This window comes from Nocardia macrotermitis (assembly GCF_009604405.1).
Taxonomy (GTDB): Bacteria; Actinomycetota; Actinomycetes; order Mycobacteriales; family Mycobacteriaceae; genus Nocardia; species Nocardia macrotermitis.
On the sequence record NZ_WEGK01000005.1, the window covers coordinates 110,428 to 123,646 of the forward strand.

Consider the following 13,219-nt stretch of genomic DNA (forward strand, 5'->3'; position numbering starts at 1 on the left):
GTTGATGGGTGTCGACGCCACCACCCTGGTGGCGGCGACGGAACGTGTGCTCGCAAGCCTGATCGAGCATTTCGACGTGGACTTCTGTTATCTGCGACGGACCGATCGCGAGCGTCGCGCCACGATCCTCGTCGCCGAGTGGCCGCCGCGGCAGGCGGTGCCCGATCCGGACCCGCTCGGGATCGTCTACTTCGACGATCCGGACCCCGCGTTCAAGGCCGTCGAACACGCCACCGAGCCGCTCATCGTGCGGCCGGGCAAGGCGTTCACGCCCTACCGAGATATCGCCCGCCGCACCGCGGGCATCACCGATCTGACCTCGGCGGCGGTGCCGCTGCTCTCGCGTGGCACGCCGATCGGGCTGCTGGGTTTCATCAAATTGGGTGATCGGGAGTGGAGTACCCGCGAACTCAATGTGCTCAAGGCGATCGCGTCGCTGTTCGCGCAGTTGCAGGCGCGGGTGGAGGCCGAGGAGCGGCTGCGCTACATCGCGATGCACGACGATCTGACCGGGTTGGCGAATCGGCGGGCGCTGCTGGAATACATGGAGGAGCGGTTGCAGCCCGGTAATCCGGGTCCGGTCGCGGCGTTCTTCCTGGATCTGGATCGGCTCAAGGCGCTCAACGATTTCCTCGGACACACCGCGGGCGATAATTTCATCCGCACGCTGTCCACGCGACTGCGCGAACATCTGGATCCCGCCGACATGATCGCGCGCCTGGGTGGCGACGAGTTCGTCATCGTCCCGGCCAAACCCATGGAGGCGGTCGAGGCCGAACTCGAGGGCACCCGGTTGCAGCAGCTCATCGCGCGGCGGGTCACCGTCGGGGAGGAGTCGGTCAGCCGGGCCGCGAGTGTGGGTGTGGCCGTGGGGATTCCCGGCGAGGCGACGGTCGCGGACGTGTTGCGGCGGGCCGATCACGCGCTGCTGTCCGCGAAATCCGGCGGCGGTAACGGGGTCGCGGTGTTCACCGACGCGATGCGCGCCCAGTTCGAACTCCAGGACGACGTCGAACTCAATCTGCGCAGCGCGGTCTCGGACGGTTCGCTGCTGCTGCACTATCAGCCCGAGGTGGATCTGCGCACCGGGCGGATCGTGGCGCTCGAGGCGCTGGTGCGCTGGCAGCATCCCACCCGCGGACTACTACCGCCGGGTGCGTTCGTCGGGGTGGCCGAGGCGACGAATCTGGCCGGGGAACTCGGGCGCTGGGTGATCCGCACCGCGTGTGCGCAGTTCGCGCAGTGGCGTCAGCAGGGTTTGGCCTCCAACGTCGTCATCCGGATCAACGTCTCCCCGGTACAGCTGGTCAGCCTGGATTTCGTGGAATCGATCGAGGACACGCTGCGCAGCAACGGAATCGACGGCAGCTCGGTCTGCCTGGAGATCACCGAACACGTCGTGGTGCAGGACCTCGCCCGCACCCAGCTCACCCTGCGCGGGCTCAAGCGCATGGGCGTGCAGATCGCGATCGACGATTTCGGCACCGGCTACAGTTCGCTCTCGCACCTCAAGGCCCTGCCGGTGGACGCGGTGAAGATCGATCGCGGATTCGTGCAGCGGCTCGGGGTCAGCACCGATGATCTGGCGATCGTGAAATCCATCGTCGGGCTGGCCGGGTCGTTCGGGCTGGGTGTGGTCGGCGAGGGAGTGGAGACCGCGGTCGCCGCGCGCACCCTGGTCGGGCTGGGATGTTATCGGGCGCAGGGCTTCCTGATCGCGCGCCCGCTGCCGCCCGAGGCCGTCGAAACGCATCTGGCCGCCGGGCGGATCCCCCTGGATCTGGAACTGCCCCGGGTCTCGCGGACCGCCAAACATTAGCCGCGCGACCGGCCGCACCAGCCGGTTGACGATACTTCCACCCGTGTTCACGCGGTGTTGCCCCGCCGGGCCGAATGCCGCTGGACGATCGGGCCGTGCGCATCGTTCAGCTGGCCAACTTCTACGGGCCGCGGTCGGGGGGACTACGAACGGCGCTGCATCATCTCGGTTCGGGATATGCGGCCGCCGGGCACGAGGTCGTGCTGATCGTGCCGGGCCCGCGTCGCGACGAGCAGCTCCTGCCCGGCGGAGTACTGCGAATCACCTTGCCCGCCTTGCAGATTCCGTGGACGCGCGGCTACCGGGCGGTCGATCCGCGCAAGGTCGCCGATGTGCTGAGCGGTATCCGGCCCGACGTGCTCGAGGTGTCGGATCGGCTGACGCTGCGCGGTTTCGGCCGCTGGGCGCGTCGGCGGGACGTGGCCGGGGTGATGATCTCGCACGAACGACTGGACCGGCTGCTCGGCCAGGCGCTGCCCGGCCCGATGGCCCGGCGCGCCGCCGACGTGGCCAACCGGCGCACCGCGCAGGATTACGACATCGTGGTCTGCACAACCGAATTCGCACGTCAGGAGTTCGAGCGGATCGATGCGCCGAACGTCGAGCTGGTTCCGCTCGGCGTGGATCTGGAGATGTTCGCCCCGCATCGGCACGACGGTTCGGTGCGGGCCAGTTTCGCCGCGGCGGGTAATCCGCTGCTGGTGCACTGCGGGCGGCTGTCGGTGGAGAAGCGGGTGGATCGCAGTATCGAGGCGATCGGCGCGCTGCGTCGCGAGGGGGTGGACGCGCGGTTGATCGTGGCCGGGGACGGGCCGCGTCGCGAATCGCTGGAACGCCGCGCGCGCGGGCTGACGCCGCTGCCGGACGGGCGGTCCGCGGTGCACTTCACCGGATTCATCGCCGAACGCACCCGGCTGGCGACCCTGCTGGCCAGCGCCGACGTCTCGCTCGCGCCGGGACCGCACGAAACCTTCGGCCTGGCCGCGCTCGAGGCGCTGGCGGCCGGGACGCCGGTGGTGGCCAGCCGCTCCTCGGCGCTGGCCGATATCGTGACCGCCGAATGCGGCGCGGTCGCGGCCAACGATCCGGCGGATTTCGCGCGCGCGGTGACCGAGGTGCTGGCGCGGCCGTCGGCGGATCGGCGGCGGGCCGCGCGCAGCCGGGCCGAGCAGTTCACCTGGCCCGCGGCGGTGTCCCGCATGCTGCACGTGCTCGGCGCATAGGAGCCGGATCCGGGCCGCGCACAGGTCCACCCCGTATGCTCCCTGGAAAGCACGGCAAAGGGTCCGGCGCGTCGAAAGCCGATCAGCGGATCGATTCGGCGACGGCATTGAGCATTCGAGGAACGGTGTGCACGATCGCCTGAAATCCGTGAGCGGTAAGAAGGTCCTGATCACCGGCGCGGCCAGTGGTATCGGCCGGGCGACGGCGCTGGCCGCCGCACGGGCGGGCGCGGAACTGGTGCTGACCGATATCGACGCCGACGGGCTGGCCGACACCGTGCGGGTCATCGGCGACGACGGCGGCAAGGTGCTGGTCGCGCAGGATCTGGACCTCACCGATTTCGACGCGGTCACCGCGTTCGCCGACGAGGTGCACGATCGGCACGGCAGTCTCGACGTGGTGATGAACATCGCCGGGACCTCGGCGTGGGGCACGGTGGAGAACCTCGAACACCGGCACTGGCGGCGGATGGTGGACGTCAACCTGATGGGGCCGATCCACGTCATCGAGAATTTCGTGCCGCCGATGGTGCGGGCCGGGCGCGGTGGCGCGCTGGTGAACGTGTCCTCGGCGGCCGGGCTGCTGGCGTTCCCGTGGCATGCGGCCTACAGCGCCTCGAAGTTCGGGGTGCGCGGGCTGTCGGAGGTGCTGCGTTTCGATCTGGCGCGGCACGGGATCGCGGTGCGGCTGGTGGTGCCCGGTGCGGTGGACACCCCGCTGGTGCGCAGCGTGGAGATCGCCGGGGTGGATCGGGACGATCCGCGAATTCAACGCTATATCAAGCAGTTTCAGCGGCACGCCAAGACGCCCGAGCAGGTCGCCGAGATCATCCTGCGCGGTATCGAGCGCAACAGCTTCCTGGTGCACACCTCGTTCGACGTGCGGTTCGGGTACTGGTGGTCGCGGAAGTTCGCGCTGCCGTACGAGATCGTGATGCGTAAGGCGAATGACGGTTTCTACGGGATCTACCAGCGGATCAACAGCTCGGAGCGGTAACTTCGGCCTCCGCTCCGCTGCGGGAGGTTCGCGGCCCCCGAAGCCTCGCCGGGCCGCGAACATTGCTGTTGGTGTTCAACGGGATTGGCGGAACCGAGTGTTGAGGGGGCGGTGTCGCTCAGGTTCCTGTTTGCTGGGCGCCGGGTTTGTCGCAGGACGGGCCGCACTGGTCGTTGAGCGCGACGTCCAGGACGCGCGCGCCGGGGCCCTGGTCGCCGAGGCGGTCGTGGAAGTTGACGATGCGGCAGCTGGCCAGGGACAGGCAGCCGCAGCCGATGCAGCTGCTGACGCTGTCGCGCAGGCGGATCAGCTGTTCGATGCGTTGATCGAGATCCTGCCGCCAGATGGTGGACAGTCTTTCCCAATCCTTGCGATTGGGGGTGCGGCCCTCCGGTAGGGTGTGCAGCGCCTCGCGAATCTCGCTGAGCGGTATGCCGACTCGCTGTGAGATGCGGATGAACGCGACCCGCCGCAACGTCTCCCGTGGATATCGGCGCTGGTTGCCGCTCGTGCGGCGGCTGGTGATCAGGCCCTCGCGTTCGTAGAAATGCAGCGCCGACACCGCGACTCCACTGCGTTCGGACAGTTGTCCGGGAGTGAGCTCCTTCGCCTGCCAGGTCGTGTGCTGCATACCTCAACAATAGTCGAGGTTTTTGGTGTCCGGTCCGGAATCGCCTCCGGTGACCTCCATGAGCCGGTGCAGCACCCGCCCAGCCAATTCCGTGCCAAGCCGGGCGTGGCCTACTACGGTCGAATCATGGAAATCGATGGTGGGCCCGACGGGCGACCGTTTTCCGTGACATCCGAGGTCGGGACGCTGCGTTCGGTGCTGCTGCATCGACCCGGCGACGAGTTGCGCCGGCTCACCCCGCGCAACAACGACCAGTTGCTGTTCGATGCCATTCCGTGGGTGGAGCGGGCCCAACAGGAACACGACATCTTCGTCGAGGTGTTGCGCGGGCGCGGGGTCGAGGTGCTGCTGCTTTCGGATCTGCTGACCGACACCCTCGCGGTCAGCGGCGCGGGCCGCAGCATGGGCATCACCGCGGCGGTGGACGCGCGCCGGATCGGATTCACCCTCGCCGAGGAACTCAAGGCCCATCTGCGCGGCGTGCCCGCGCCGGAACTGGCCCGAATCCTGATGGCGGGCATGACATTCGACGAACTGCCCTTCGCGCCCGACACCACCTCGCTGGTGCGGCGCATGCACCACGGCACCGACTTCGTCATCGATCCGCTGCCGAATCTGCTATTCACCCGCGACTCCTCGTTCTGGGTGGGGCGCAAGGTGGCGATCACCTCGCTGGCGCTGCCCGCGCGCGCCCGGGAGACCTCGCTGACCGATCTGATCTACGCGTTCCATCCCCGTTTCCTGGGCGTGCGCCGGGCGTACGAATCGCACACCGCGCCGATGGAGGGCGGTGACGTGCTGTTGCTCGCGCCGGGCGTGGTGGCCATCGGGGTGGGGGAGCGCACCTCGCCGGCGGGTGCGGAAGCGTTGGCGCGCAGCCTGTTCGAGGATTCGCTCGCGCACACCGTGCTGGTGGTGCCGATCGCGCAGAACCGCGCCACCATGCATCTGGACACCGTGTGCACGATGGTCGACTCCGATGCGGTGGTGATGTATCCGGCGGTGCGGGATTCGTTGTGCGCCTTCACGATCGCCATTCGCGACGACGGTTCGGTGGATATGCGCGGCCCCGAGCCGTTCCTGCCCGCCGCCGCCGAGGCGATGGGGATCGACAAACTGCGCGTCATCGACACCGGCCTGGACGGCATCACCGCCGAACGCGAGCAGTGGGACGACGGCAACAACACCCTGGCCCTGGCGCCGGGCGTGGTGGTGGCCTACGAACGCAACGAGAACACCAATGCCCGGCTGACCGACGCGGGCGTCGAGGTGCTGACGATTCCGGGTTCCGAACTGGGATCCGGCCGCGGCGGCCCCCGCTGTCTGTCCTGCCCGCTGACCAGGGACGAGATGTAGAGGCGCAGATGGATATCCCGGTCGACCACCATTCGGCGGTCCCACCCTACGAACAGTTACGACAGAACATCGTCGCCCGCGTTCGCTCCGGTGAACTCACCGCCGGCACCAAGATCCCCACCGTCCGAGCCCTCGCCGTCCAACTCGGCCTGGCCCCCAACACCGTGGCCCGCGCCTACCGCGAACTCGAACAGGACGGCGTCCTGGAAACCCGAGGCCGCCTCGGCTCCTTCATAGCCTCCTCCGGCGACCCCACCCAGGACGCCGCCGGTCGAGCCGCCACCGACTACGTCACCGTCATCCGCCGCCTCGGCCTGGACGACGAAGCCGCCCTGCGCTACGTCCGGGCGGCGCTGGCCGAGTAGAACGTGTTTCGCAGCTCGATCCCACGTCGGCTCGGAACCGTCGGATGGGAACCGCGTAGATATCGAAGTCGGGCCACTGCCACCTCGATCCCAGCGGTTGGCCCGACTTCGTGCGGGAAATTCCGGTTCACGGTGCGGAGTGGTTCAACGCCAGCTGGGGAGCAGGAGGTGGTTGTGCCAGCTGTCCACGGTGATGGGGAGGGCGGTCAGGATGGGCCAGAGCCAGATGAAGTTGGCTATGACTATCGATACGTAGAGGCTCACCAGTAGGAGGCCGAGGGATTGGCGTTCGCTGGTGAGCAGAAAGCGGTGGCCGTTGGGGGCGCGGGCGAAGGGGGCGGGGCCGAGGATGTCGCCGAGGGTGATGGCCAGGCCCATCACCAGGAAGGGGGCCAGCGGGACGGCGTAGAAGAAGTACATCTGGCGGTCCAGGTCCAGGAACCAGGGCAGCAGGCCCGCCAGGTAGCCGACCAGCATGGCCGCGTAACGCCAGTCGAAGCGGGTCACCGTGCGCCAGATGCCCCAGGCCAGCATCGGCAGCGACAGCCACCACATCGCGGGCGTGCCGATCAGCATGACCGCCTTGACACACACCGATTGGCCGCAGCCGGTGACGCCGGTGTCGGCGTAGTAGTACAGCATCGGCCGCAGACCCATCGGCCACGACCACGGCTTGGACTCCCACGGGTGATGGTTACCGGCCGAATTGGTCAGTCCCTCATGGAATTTCAGTGATTCGCCCTGGTTGTGCCAGAGCGAGCGCAGGGCGTCGGGTATCCACGACCAGGTGCCGCCCGTGCCGATCGCGTTGCCGACCGAATAGCGGTCGTACCCGTCCTCGCTGGCGAACCACATGCCCCAGGTGCCCAGGTAGACCAGCAGTGCGATCGCGACCAGCGCGTACATCGCCGGGAGCACATCGCGCACGATGGTCCCGGCCCACGGCCGCAGCACCCCGTACGCGCGTCGGGCGGCGACATCGAAGAACACCGACAGCAGTCCGAACGCGACGATGTAGTACAGGCCCGACCATTTCACGCCCGTCGACAGGCCCAGCAGTACGCCCGCGCCGAACCGCCACCACCGCACGCCCAGCCGAGGACCCCACTGGCTCAGGGCTATTCGGCCCTCGGCGTCGGCGCGCGCGAGACGCATCCGGACCACGTCGCGATCCACGATCAGGCAGCCGAACGCGGCCAGTACGAAACCGGCCTGGAAGATGTCCAGCATGCCGATGCGCGAGGATACGAACGTCACGCCGTCGCAGATCAGCAGGATTCCGGCGATCGCGCCGAGCAGGGTGGAGCGCGTCATCCGGCGGGTGATGCGCACGACCAGCAGGATGATCACCGACCCGAAGATCGCCGCGGTGAACCGCCAGCCGATCGGCGAATACCCGAACAGCAACTCGCCCAGGCCGATCATCTGCTTGCCGACCGGCGGATGCACCACCAGCCCGAACCCCGGGTTGTCCTCGACGCCGCCGCCGGTGACCATCTGCCAGGCCTGCGGGGTGTAGTGCTTCTCGTCGAAGACCGGGGTGCCCGCGTCGGTCGGATAGTTCAGCATGGTGAACCGGGTGATCGCGGCGATCGCGGTCACGAACGCGGTGACGACCCAGCCGCGCGCCCGATCGAGCGGACCGAAATCGGGGGATGGCCGCCGCGGCGCTGGACTCGATCCGCGCGCGTTCGGCGGTCGCACGTCCGTCAGCTGGGTCACGCAGACGAGTCTAGGTGGGGGCGGGCCTAAGGTGACGATGTGGATACCACTGCGGGCACCGGGCGCTTGATGCTGGCGGCGACGCCGATGGGGGAGATCGGTGACGCCTCACAACGTTTACGGGATGCGCTGGGTGCGGCCGATGTGGTCGCCGCCGAGGACACCCGCCGCACCCGCGCCCTGGCCAAGGCGCTCGGCGTGGAGATCACCGGACGCGTGGTGAGTTTCTACGATCACGTCGAGGCCGCGCGCATACCGATGCTGCTGGACGAGATCGCCGGGGGCCGAACGGTTCTGCTGGTCACCGACGCCGGGATGCCCTCGGTGAGCGATCCCGGATACCGGATGGTCGCGGCCTGCGTCGAGCGGGAGTTGCCCGTGACGTGTCTGCCCGGCCCGTCCGCGGTGACCACGGCCCTGGCCCTGTCCGGCCTGCCGATGGAACGTTTCTGCTTCGACGGTTTCGCCCCCCGCAAGAGCGGCCAGCGCAAACAGTGGCTCGGCACCCTGGTCGCCGAACCCCGCGCCGTCGTGTTCTTCGAAGCGCCGCACCGCCTCGCCGCCTGCCTCGCCGATGCCGTCGACGTGCTCGGTCCGGATCGTCGCGCGGCGGTCTGTCGCGAGTTGACCAAGACCTACGAGGAGGTCGTGCGCGGCACTCTCGCCGAACTCGCCGAGTGGGCCGTCGAGGGCGCGCGCGGCGAGATCACCGTCGTCCTGGAAGGCGCACAACCGATCTCGGCCGCGCCCGCCGACCTGGTCGACCACGTCGAATCCCTTGTCGCCAAAGGACTTCGCCTCAAGGACGCCTGCGCCGAGGTAGCCGCCGCCAACGGCGCCTCCCGCAAAGAGCTCTACGACGCCGTCCTGGCCGCACGCTCGGACTGACCGCTGGATCTCATACCGCTCCGGACGCATGCGGCGCGCATGCCGGGATCGGTTGTCTTGTGCGGGAACTTATTTCGTTCGATCGTGGGCGGTGATTCGATCGAGCGCGGGTTTCGTCGATGAGTGCATGTCATATCAGCTCTGGTTCCTGAAAACCCTTGTGCAATATGGGAATAGGGCACATGCCGGGCGAACCGGAAGGGTGCGCCCCATTGCTTCGATGCTCGACAACGCTCCTGTGACACCGTGATCCGGGCGAAGTCGTGTGCCGTGTCGAGTTCGGTGACGAGGTCGTCGGGGCACAGCTCGTAGGGTTCGCCACAGCGGCGAGTTCTGTTGTCCCAGAGGCGATACGCCGCCGGGATTCCCTGGCGGCGTATCGTCTGCGGGACATCTCAGTCCTTGGGTTCGATGTACTTCGGGAAGACGGGTTCGGGGGTGGGGAGGGGGAGGCCCGCTTCGATCGGGGTGGTGAGGTCGGCGAAGGTGCGGGCGGTTTGGGCGAGCAGGTCGAGGATCTTGCCCGCCGAACCCGGGATCACCGGCTGGACCAGGATGGAGACGATGCGCAGGACCTCGAGGGTGACGTACAGGACCGTCGCCTCGCGGGCCAGATCCTCGGGGGCGCCGGATTTCGCCAGGGCCCAGGGCTGCTGGGCGGAGAAGTAGCGGTTGGTCTCGCCGAGGGTCAGCCAGATCGCCTCGAGGGCGAGATGTATTTGCTGCTGGTCGAATTCGGCGCGGCAGCGCTCGAGCAGGCCGTTCGCGCGGTCGAGCAGGGCGCGGTCGTCCGCGGTGAATTCGCCGGGGGTCGGCACGACCGAATTGCAGTCGCGGGCAACCATTTTCAGGCTGCGCTGGGCGAGGTTGCCGTATTCGTTGGCCAGGTCGGAGTTGATCCGGCCGACGATCGCCTCGTGGCTGTAGGAACCATCCTGCCCGTAGGAGATCTCGCGCAGCAGGAAGAAGCGCACCGCGTCCAGGCCGTAGCCCTCGACCAGCGCGAGCGGGTCGACGACGTTGCCGACCGACTTGCTCATCTTCTCGCCCTTGTTGTACAGGAACCCGTGCACGAAAACGCGTTTCGGCAGTTCGATCCCAGCCGAGAGCAGGAACGCGGGCCAGTACACCGTGTGGAAGCGGGTGATGTCCTTGCCGATGATGTGCACATCGGCGGGCCAGAACCGTTGGAACGCAACCGAATCCGTGTTCGGGAACCCGGCCCCGGTGAGGTAGTTGGTGAGCGCGTCGACCCAGACGTACATCACGTGCGCCGGATCGCCCGGCACCGGGACGCCCCAGTCGAACGTGGTGCGCGAGATGGACAGATCCTTCAGCCCGGCCTTGACGTAGCTGACGATCTCGTTGCGCCGCGTCGCGGGCGCGATGAACTCCGGATGCGTCTCGTACAGTTCGAGCAGCTTGTCCTGATAGTTGGACAGCCGGAAGAAGTAGTTCGACTCCTCGGTCCACTCCACCGGGGTGCGGGTGTCGGTGGAGATCCGCGCGCCGTCCTCGAGGACCGTGGTCTCCTCGTCGGTGTAGAACGCCTCGTCGCGCACCGAATACCAGCCCGCGTAGGTGTCCAGGTAGATGTCGCCGCGCGCCTGCATCCGCTCCCAGATCGCGATGGACGCGGCCTGGTGGTCCTCGTCGGTGGTCCGGATGAATCGGTCGAACGAGATGTCCAGCACCTTGTCCATGCGCTCGAACACGTCCGAGTTGCGCGCGGCGTACTCCTGCACCGGAACGTCCGCCGCTCGCGCGGCCTGCTGCACCTTCTGGCCGTGCTCGTCGGTGCCGGTCATGAAGAACACCTCGAACCCGTCGAGGCGCTTGAACCGGGCCAGGGCGTCGGTGGAGATGTACTCGTAGGCGTGCCCGATGTGCGGCGCGCCGTTCGGGTAGGCGATGGCCGTGGTGATGTAGAAGGCGGGGCGTGAGGATGCGCTCATGGTGGCTCTACTCTAATGCGCGTGCCATCGACCCCTCGCGTGAATATCCCCTGTGCTCATGTCCGGTAAGCGGCCCGCACCCGAACCGCCCGAACCGCTGTCCCCTCTGGTGGACGCGCACACCCACCTCGATGCCTGTGGTGCGACCGACGCGGAATCGGTTGCCGCCATGGTGGATCGGGCCGCCGCGGTCGGCGTCGGACGGGTCGTCACCATCGCCGACGACCTGGATGCCGCGGGGTTCGCGGTGCGTGCCGCGCACTGGGATCCGCGCGTGTACGCGGCGGTCGCACTGCATCCGACCCGTGCGAACGCGCTGGACGACGCGGCCAGGACCGAACTCGAGAGGCTCGCCGCCGACCCCCGTGTCGTCGCGATCGGCGAAACCGGCCTGGACTACTACTGGCCCGGCAAACTCGACGGCTGCGCGACCGTCGAGGAGCAGATCGAGGGCTTCCGCTGGCACATCGACCTGGCCAAGCGGCTCGGCAAACCGCTGATGATCCACAATCGCGAGGCCGATCACGACCTGCTCGCGGTGCTGCTGGACGAGGGCGCACCCGACACGGTGGTCTTCCATTGCTTCTCCTCGGACGCGAACATGGCCCTGGCCTGCGTGGAGGAGGGGTACGTGCTGTCCTTCTCCGGCACCGTCAGCTTCAAGAACGCGCACGAGTTGCGTGAGGCCGCCAAGCTCGTGCCCGATGAGCAGATCCTGGTCGAGACCGACGCCCCGTTCCTGACCCCGCACCCGTTCCGGGGCGCGCCGAACGAGTCGTACTGCCTGCCGTACACCGTGCGGTCGCTGGCCGAGACCCGCGGTCAGGACCCGGTCGAACTGGCTCGGCAGACCACCGCCAACGCGGAACGCGTCTACCGGCTCGGATCCTGAGCGTTACAGCACGTTCAGTGGGATGTGTCACACCGACACGCCTCGAGGTGCGCGATTGTGTCCGGTGTCACTACTATTGCGACACCTGTTACACCCCCGCGTTGTCGATATAGCTTCGTGACCTGGAAGTCGCCTGTTCCGCCAGCTGTGGTTGTCGGGCCCTGACCTGCTCGTTATCGTATTGTGACCATGTCGGAGTTTCGGATGTCCGCACTAGAGCGGATCAACTCGTCACGATCGCCGATGTTGTACACGGCCATCGCGGCGCTGCTGATCACGTTGATCCTGGGTGCGGGGCTGGCCGTCATCGACCGTAAGACGATCACCGTCGTCGTCGACGGCCGCACCACCACGGTGACCACCATGGCGGGCAGTGTGCGCGGCGCGCTGAAATTCGCGGGCTACCGGGTCGGCGACCACGACGCGGTGACTCCGCCCGCCGGATCCTCGGTCGAGAACGGGGCGACCATCACCTTCGATCGCGGACGCCAGATTGCCATGGTGGTCGACGGCTCCCCGCAGACGGTGTGGACCACCGGCAACACCGTCGCCGAGGCGTTGTCGCAGTTGAAGATTCCGAACGACGTCTTCGTCTCCCCGGCCCGCCCGGCCTCGCTGCCGCTGACCGGTGCGTCGCTCTCGGTCACCAGCCCGCACACCGTGCTGCTGGCCGACAACGGCCGCAGGGCGAAGTACGTGCGTCTGGCCGCGCCGACGGTCGGCCAACTGTTGCAGGTGCAGGGGATTCCGCTGGTGGATCAGGATTCGGTGCAACCGCCCGCCGGTACGCCGCTGACCGACGGGATGAACATCACCGTCACCCGCAAACGGGTCGTCAGTCGCGTGGAACGGGTGCCGCTGCCGCCGACGGAGCAGAACGTCTCCGATGTGACCATGAACATGGACCGGACCGTCGTGGAGAATCCGGGCAAGGCCGGGGTGCAGGACGTGACGTTCGCGGTGTCGATCGTGAACGGCATCGTCACGGGCAAGAAGCCGGTTTCCAGCTCGGTCGTCGTCCCGTCCCAGCCCCGGACCGTGCGCAAGGGCGCGAAGCCGGGCACGGAGGTGCCGCCGGTCCGCGACGGCGCGATCTGGGACGCGCTGGCCAAATGCGAATCCGGCGGCAACTGGGCGATCAACACCGGTAACGGGTACTTCGGCGGGGTGCAGTTCGATCAGAACACCTGGGCGCGTCAGGGCGGTCTGCGATACGCCCCCCGCCCCGACCTGGCGACCCGCAACGAACAGATCGCCATCGCCGAGAAGACCCGGGCGCGGCAGGGTTGGGGCGCCTGGCCGACTTGTACCAGCAGGCTGGGAATCGGGTAGCGACCCCGGTTCGCCTCCCACGCCGGAGCGGGCCGGGGA

General features: G+C 67.9%; 11 protein-coding genes. 8 read left to right on the forward strand and 3 right to left on the reverse strand.

The genetic code is table 11. The annotated features are described in order from the left end of the window. Positions 1-4 precede the first annotated feature (4 nt). The 3 genes from NRB20_RS13355 (at position 5) to NRB20_RS13365 (ending at position 4,039) form a co-directional block, all read left to right on the forward strand. Complete coding sequence (locus NRB20_RS13355; protein WP_227833509.1) at positions 5-1,819, forward strand: putative bifunctional diguanylate cyclase/phosphodiesterase; 1,815 nt, start codon at positions 5-7, stop codon at positions 1,817-1,819. Positions 1,820-1,914: 95 nt separating this feature from the next. After that, positions 1,915-3,042: a glycosyltransferase gene (locus NRB20_RS13360; protein WP_319944852.1), complete on the forward strand. Its 1,128-nt coding sequence runs from the start codon at positions 1,915-1,917 to the stop codon at positions 3,040-3,042. A 127-nt stretch (positions 3,043-3,169) separates the two neighbouring features. Continuing rightward, positions 3,170-4,039 (forward strand): SDR family oxidoreductase, encoded by an 870-nt coding sequence (locus tag NRB20_RS13365; RefSeq protein WP_319944853.1) that lies wholly within the window; start codon positions 3,170-3,172, stop codon positions 4,037-4,039. A gap of 118 nt (positions 4,040-4,157) precedes the next feature. Here NRB20_RS13365 and soxR read toward each other — a convergent pair whose 3' ends face one another. Next, positions 4,158-4,670, reverse strand: coding sequence for a redox-sensitive transcriptional activator SoxR (gene soxR, locus NRB20_RS13370; RefSeq protein ID WP_153410447.1), 513 nt, complete (start codon positions 4,668-4,670; stop codon positions 4,158-4,160). A 126-nt stretch (positions 4,671-4,796) separates the two neighbouring features. Here soxR and arcA point away from each other — a divergent pair, with 126 nt between their 5' ends. Next, on the forward strand, positions 4,797-6,026 hold the full coding sequence (gene arcA / locus NRB20_RS13375) for an arginine deiminase (RefSeq protein ID WP_153410448.1): 1,230 nt from the start codon (positions 4,797-4,799) through the stop codon (positions 6,024-6,026). A gap of 8 nt (positions 6,027-6,034) precedes the next feature. Further along, positions 6,035-6,391, forward strand: a complete 357-nt coding sequence (locus NRB20_RS13380; protein ID WP_153410449.1) for a GntR family transcriptional regulator — start codon at positions 6,035-6,037, stop codon at positions 6,389-6,391. A gap of 144 nt (positions 6,392-6,535) precedes the next feature. Here NRB20_RS13380 and NRB20_RS13385 read toward each other — a convergent pair whose 3' ends face one another. Then, positions 6,536-8,113 carry a dolichyl-phosphate-mannose--protein mannosyltransferase gene (locus NRB20_RS13385; protein ID WP_406603821.1) on the reverse strand — a complete coding sequence of 526 codons (1,578 nt, stop codon included), beginning with the start codon at positions 8,111-8,113 and terminating at the stop codon, positions 6,536-6,538. A gap of 69 nt (positions 8,114-8,182) precedes the next feature. Between NRB20_RS13385 and rsmI the strand changes: the two genes are divergently transcribed. Further along, positions 8,183-9,001, forward strand: a complete 819-nt coding sequence (rsmI, locus tag NRB20_RS13390) for a 16S rRNA (cytidine(1402)-2'-O)-methyltransferase (RefSeq protein ID WP_153410757.1) — start codon at positions 8,183-8,185, stop codon at positions 8,999-9,001. Positions 9,002-9,396: 395 nt separating this feature from the next. Here rsmI and metG read toward each other — a convergent pair whose 3' ends face one another. Beyond that, the gene (gene metG / locus NRB20_RS13395) at positions 9,397-10,956 is read right to left on the reverse strand and encodes a methionine--tRNA ligase (protein WP_153410450.1); all 1,560 of its coding nucleotides are present in this window, start codon (positions 10,954-10,956) and stop codon (positions 9,397-9,399) included. Positions 10,957-11,014: 58 nt separating this feature from the next. Between metG and NRB20_RS13400 the strand changes: the two genes are divergently transcribed. Together NRB20_RS13400 and NRB20_RS13405 are read left to right on the forward strand one after the other, a co-directional pair. Continuing rightward, a complete protein-coding gene (locus NRB20_RS13400) occupies positions 11,015-11,848 on the forward strand; it encodes a TatD family hydrolase (protein WP_153410451.1) in 834 nt (277 codons plus the stop codon). A 204-nt stretch (positions 11,849-12,052) separates the two neighbouring features. Further along, positions 12,053-13,180 (forward strand): resuscitation-promoting factor, encoded by a 1,128-nt coding sequence (locus tag NRB20_RS13405; RefSeq protein ID WP_153410452.1) that lies wholly within the window; start codon positions 12,053-12,055, stop codon positions 13,178-13,180. Positions 13,181-13,219 lie beyond the last annotated feature (39 nt).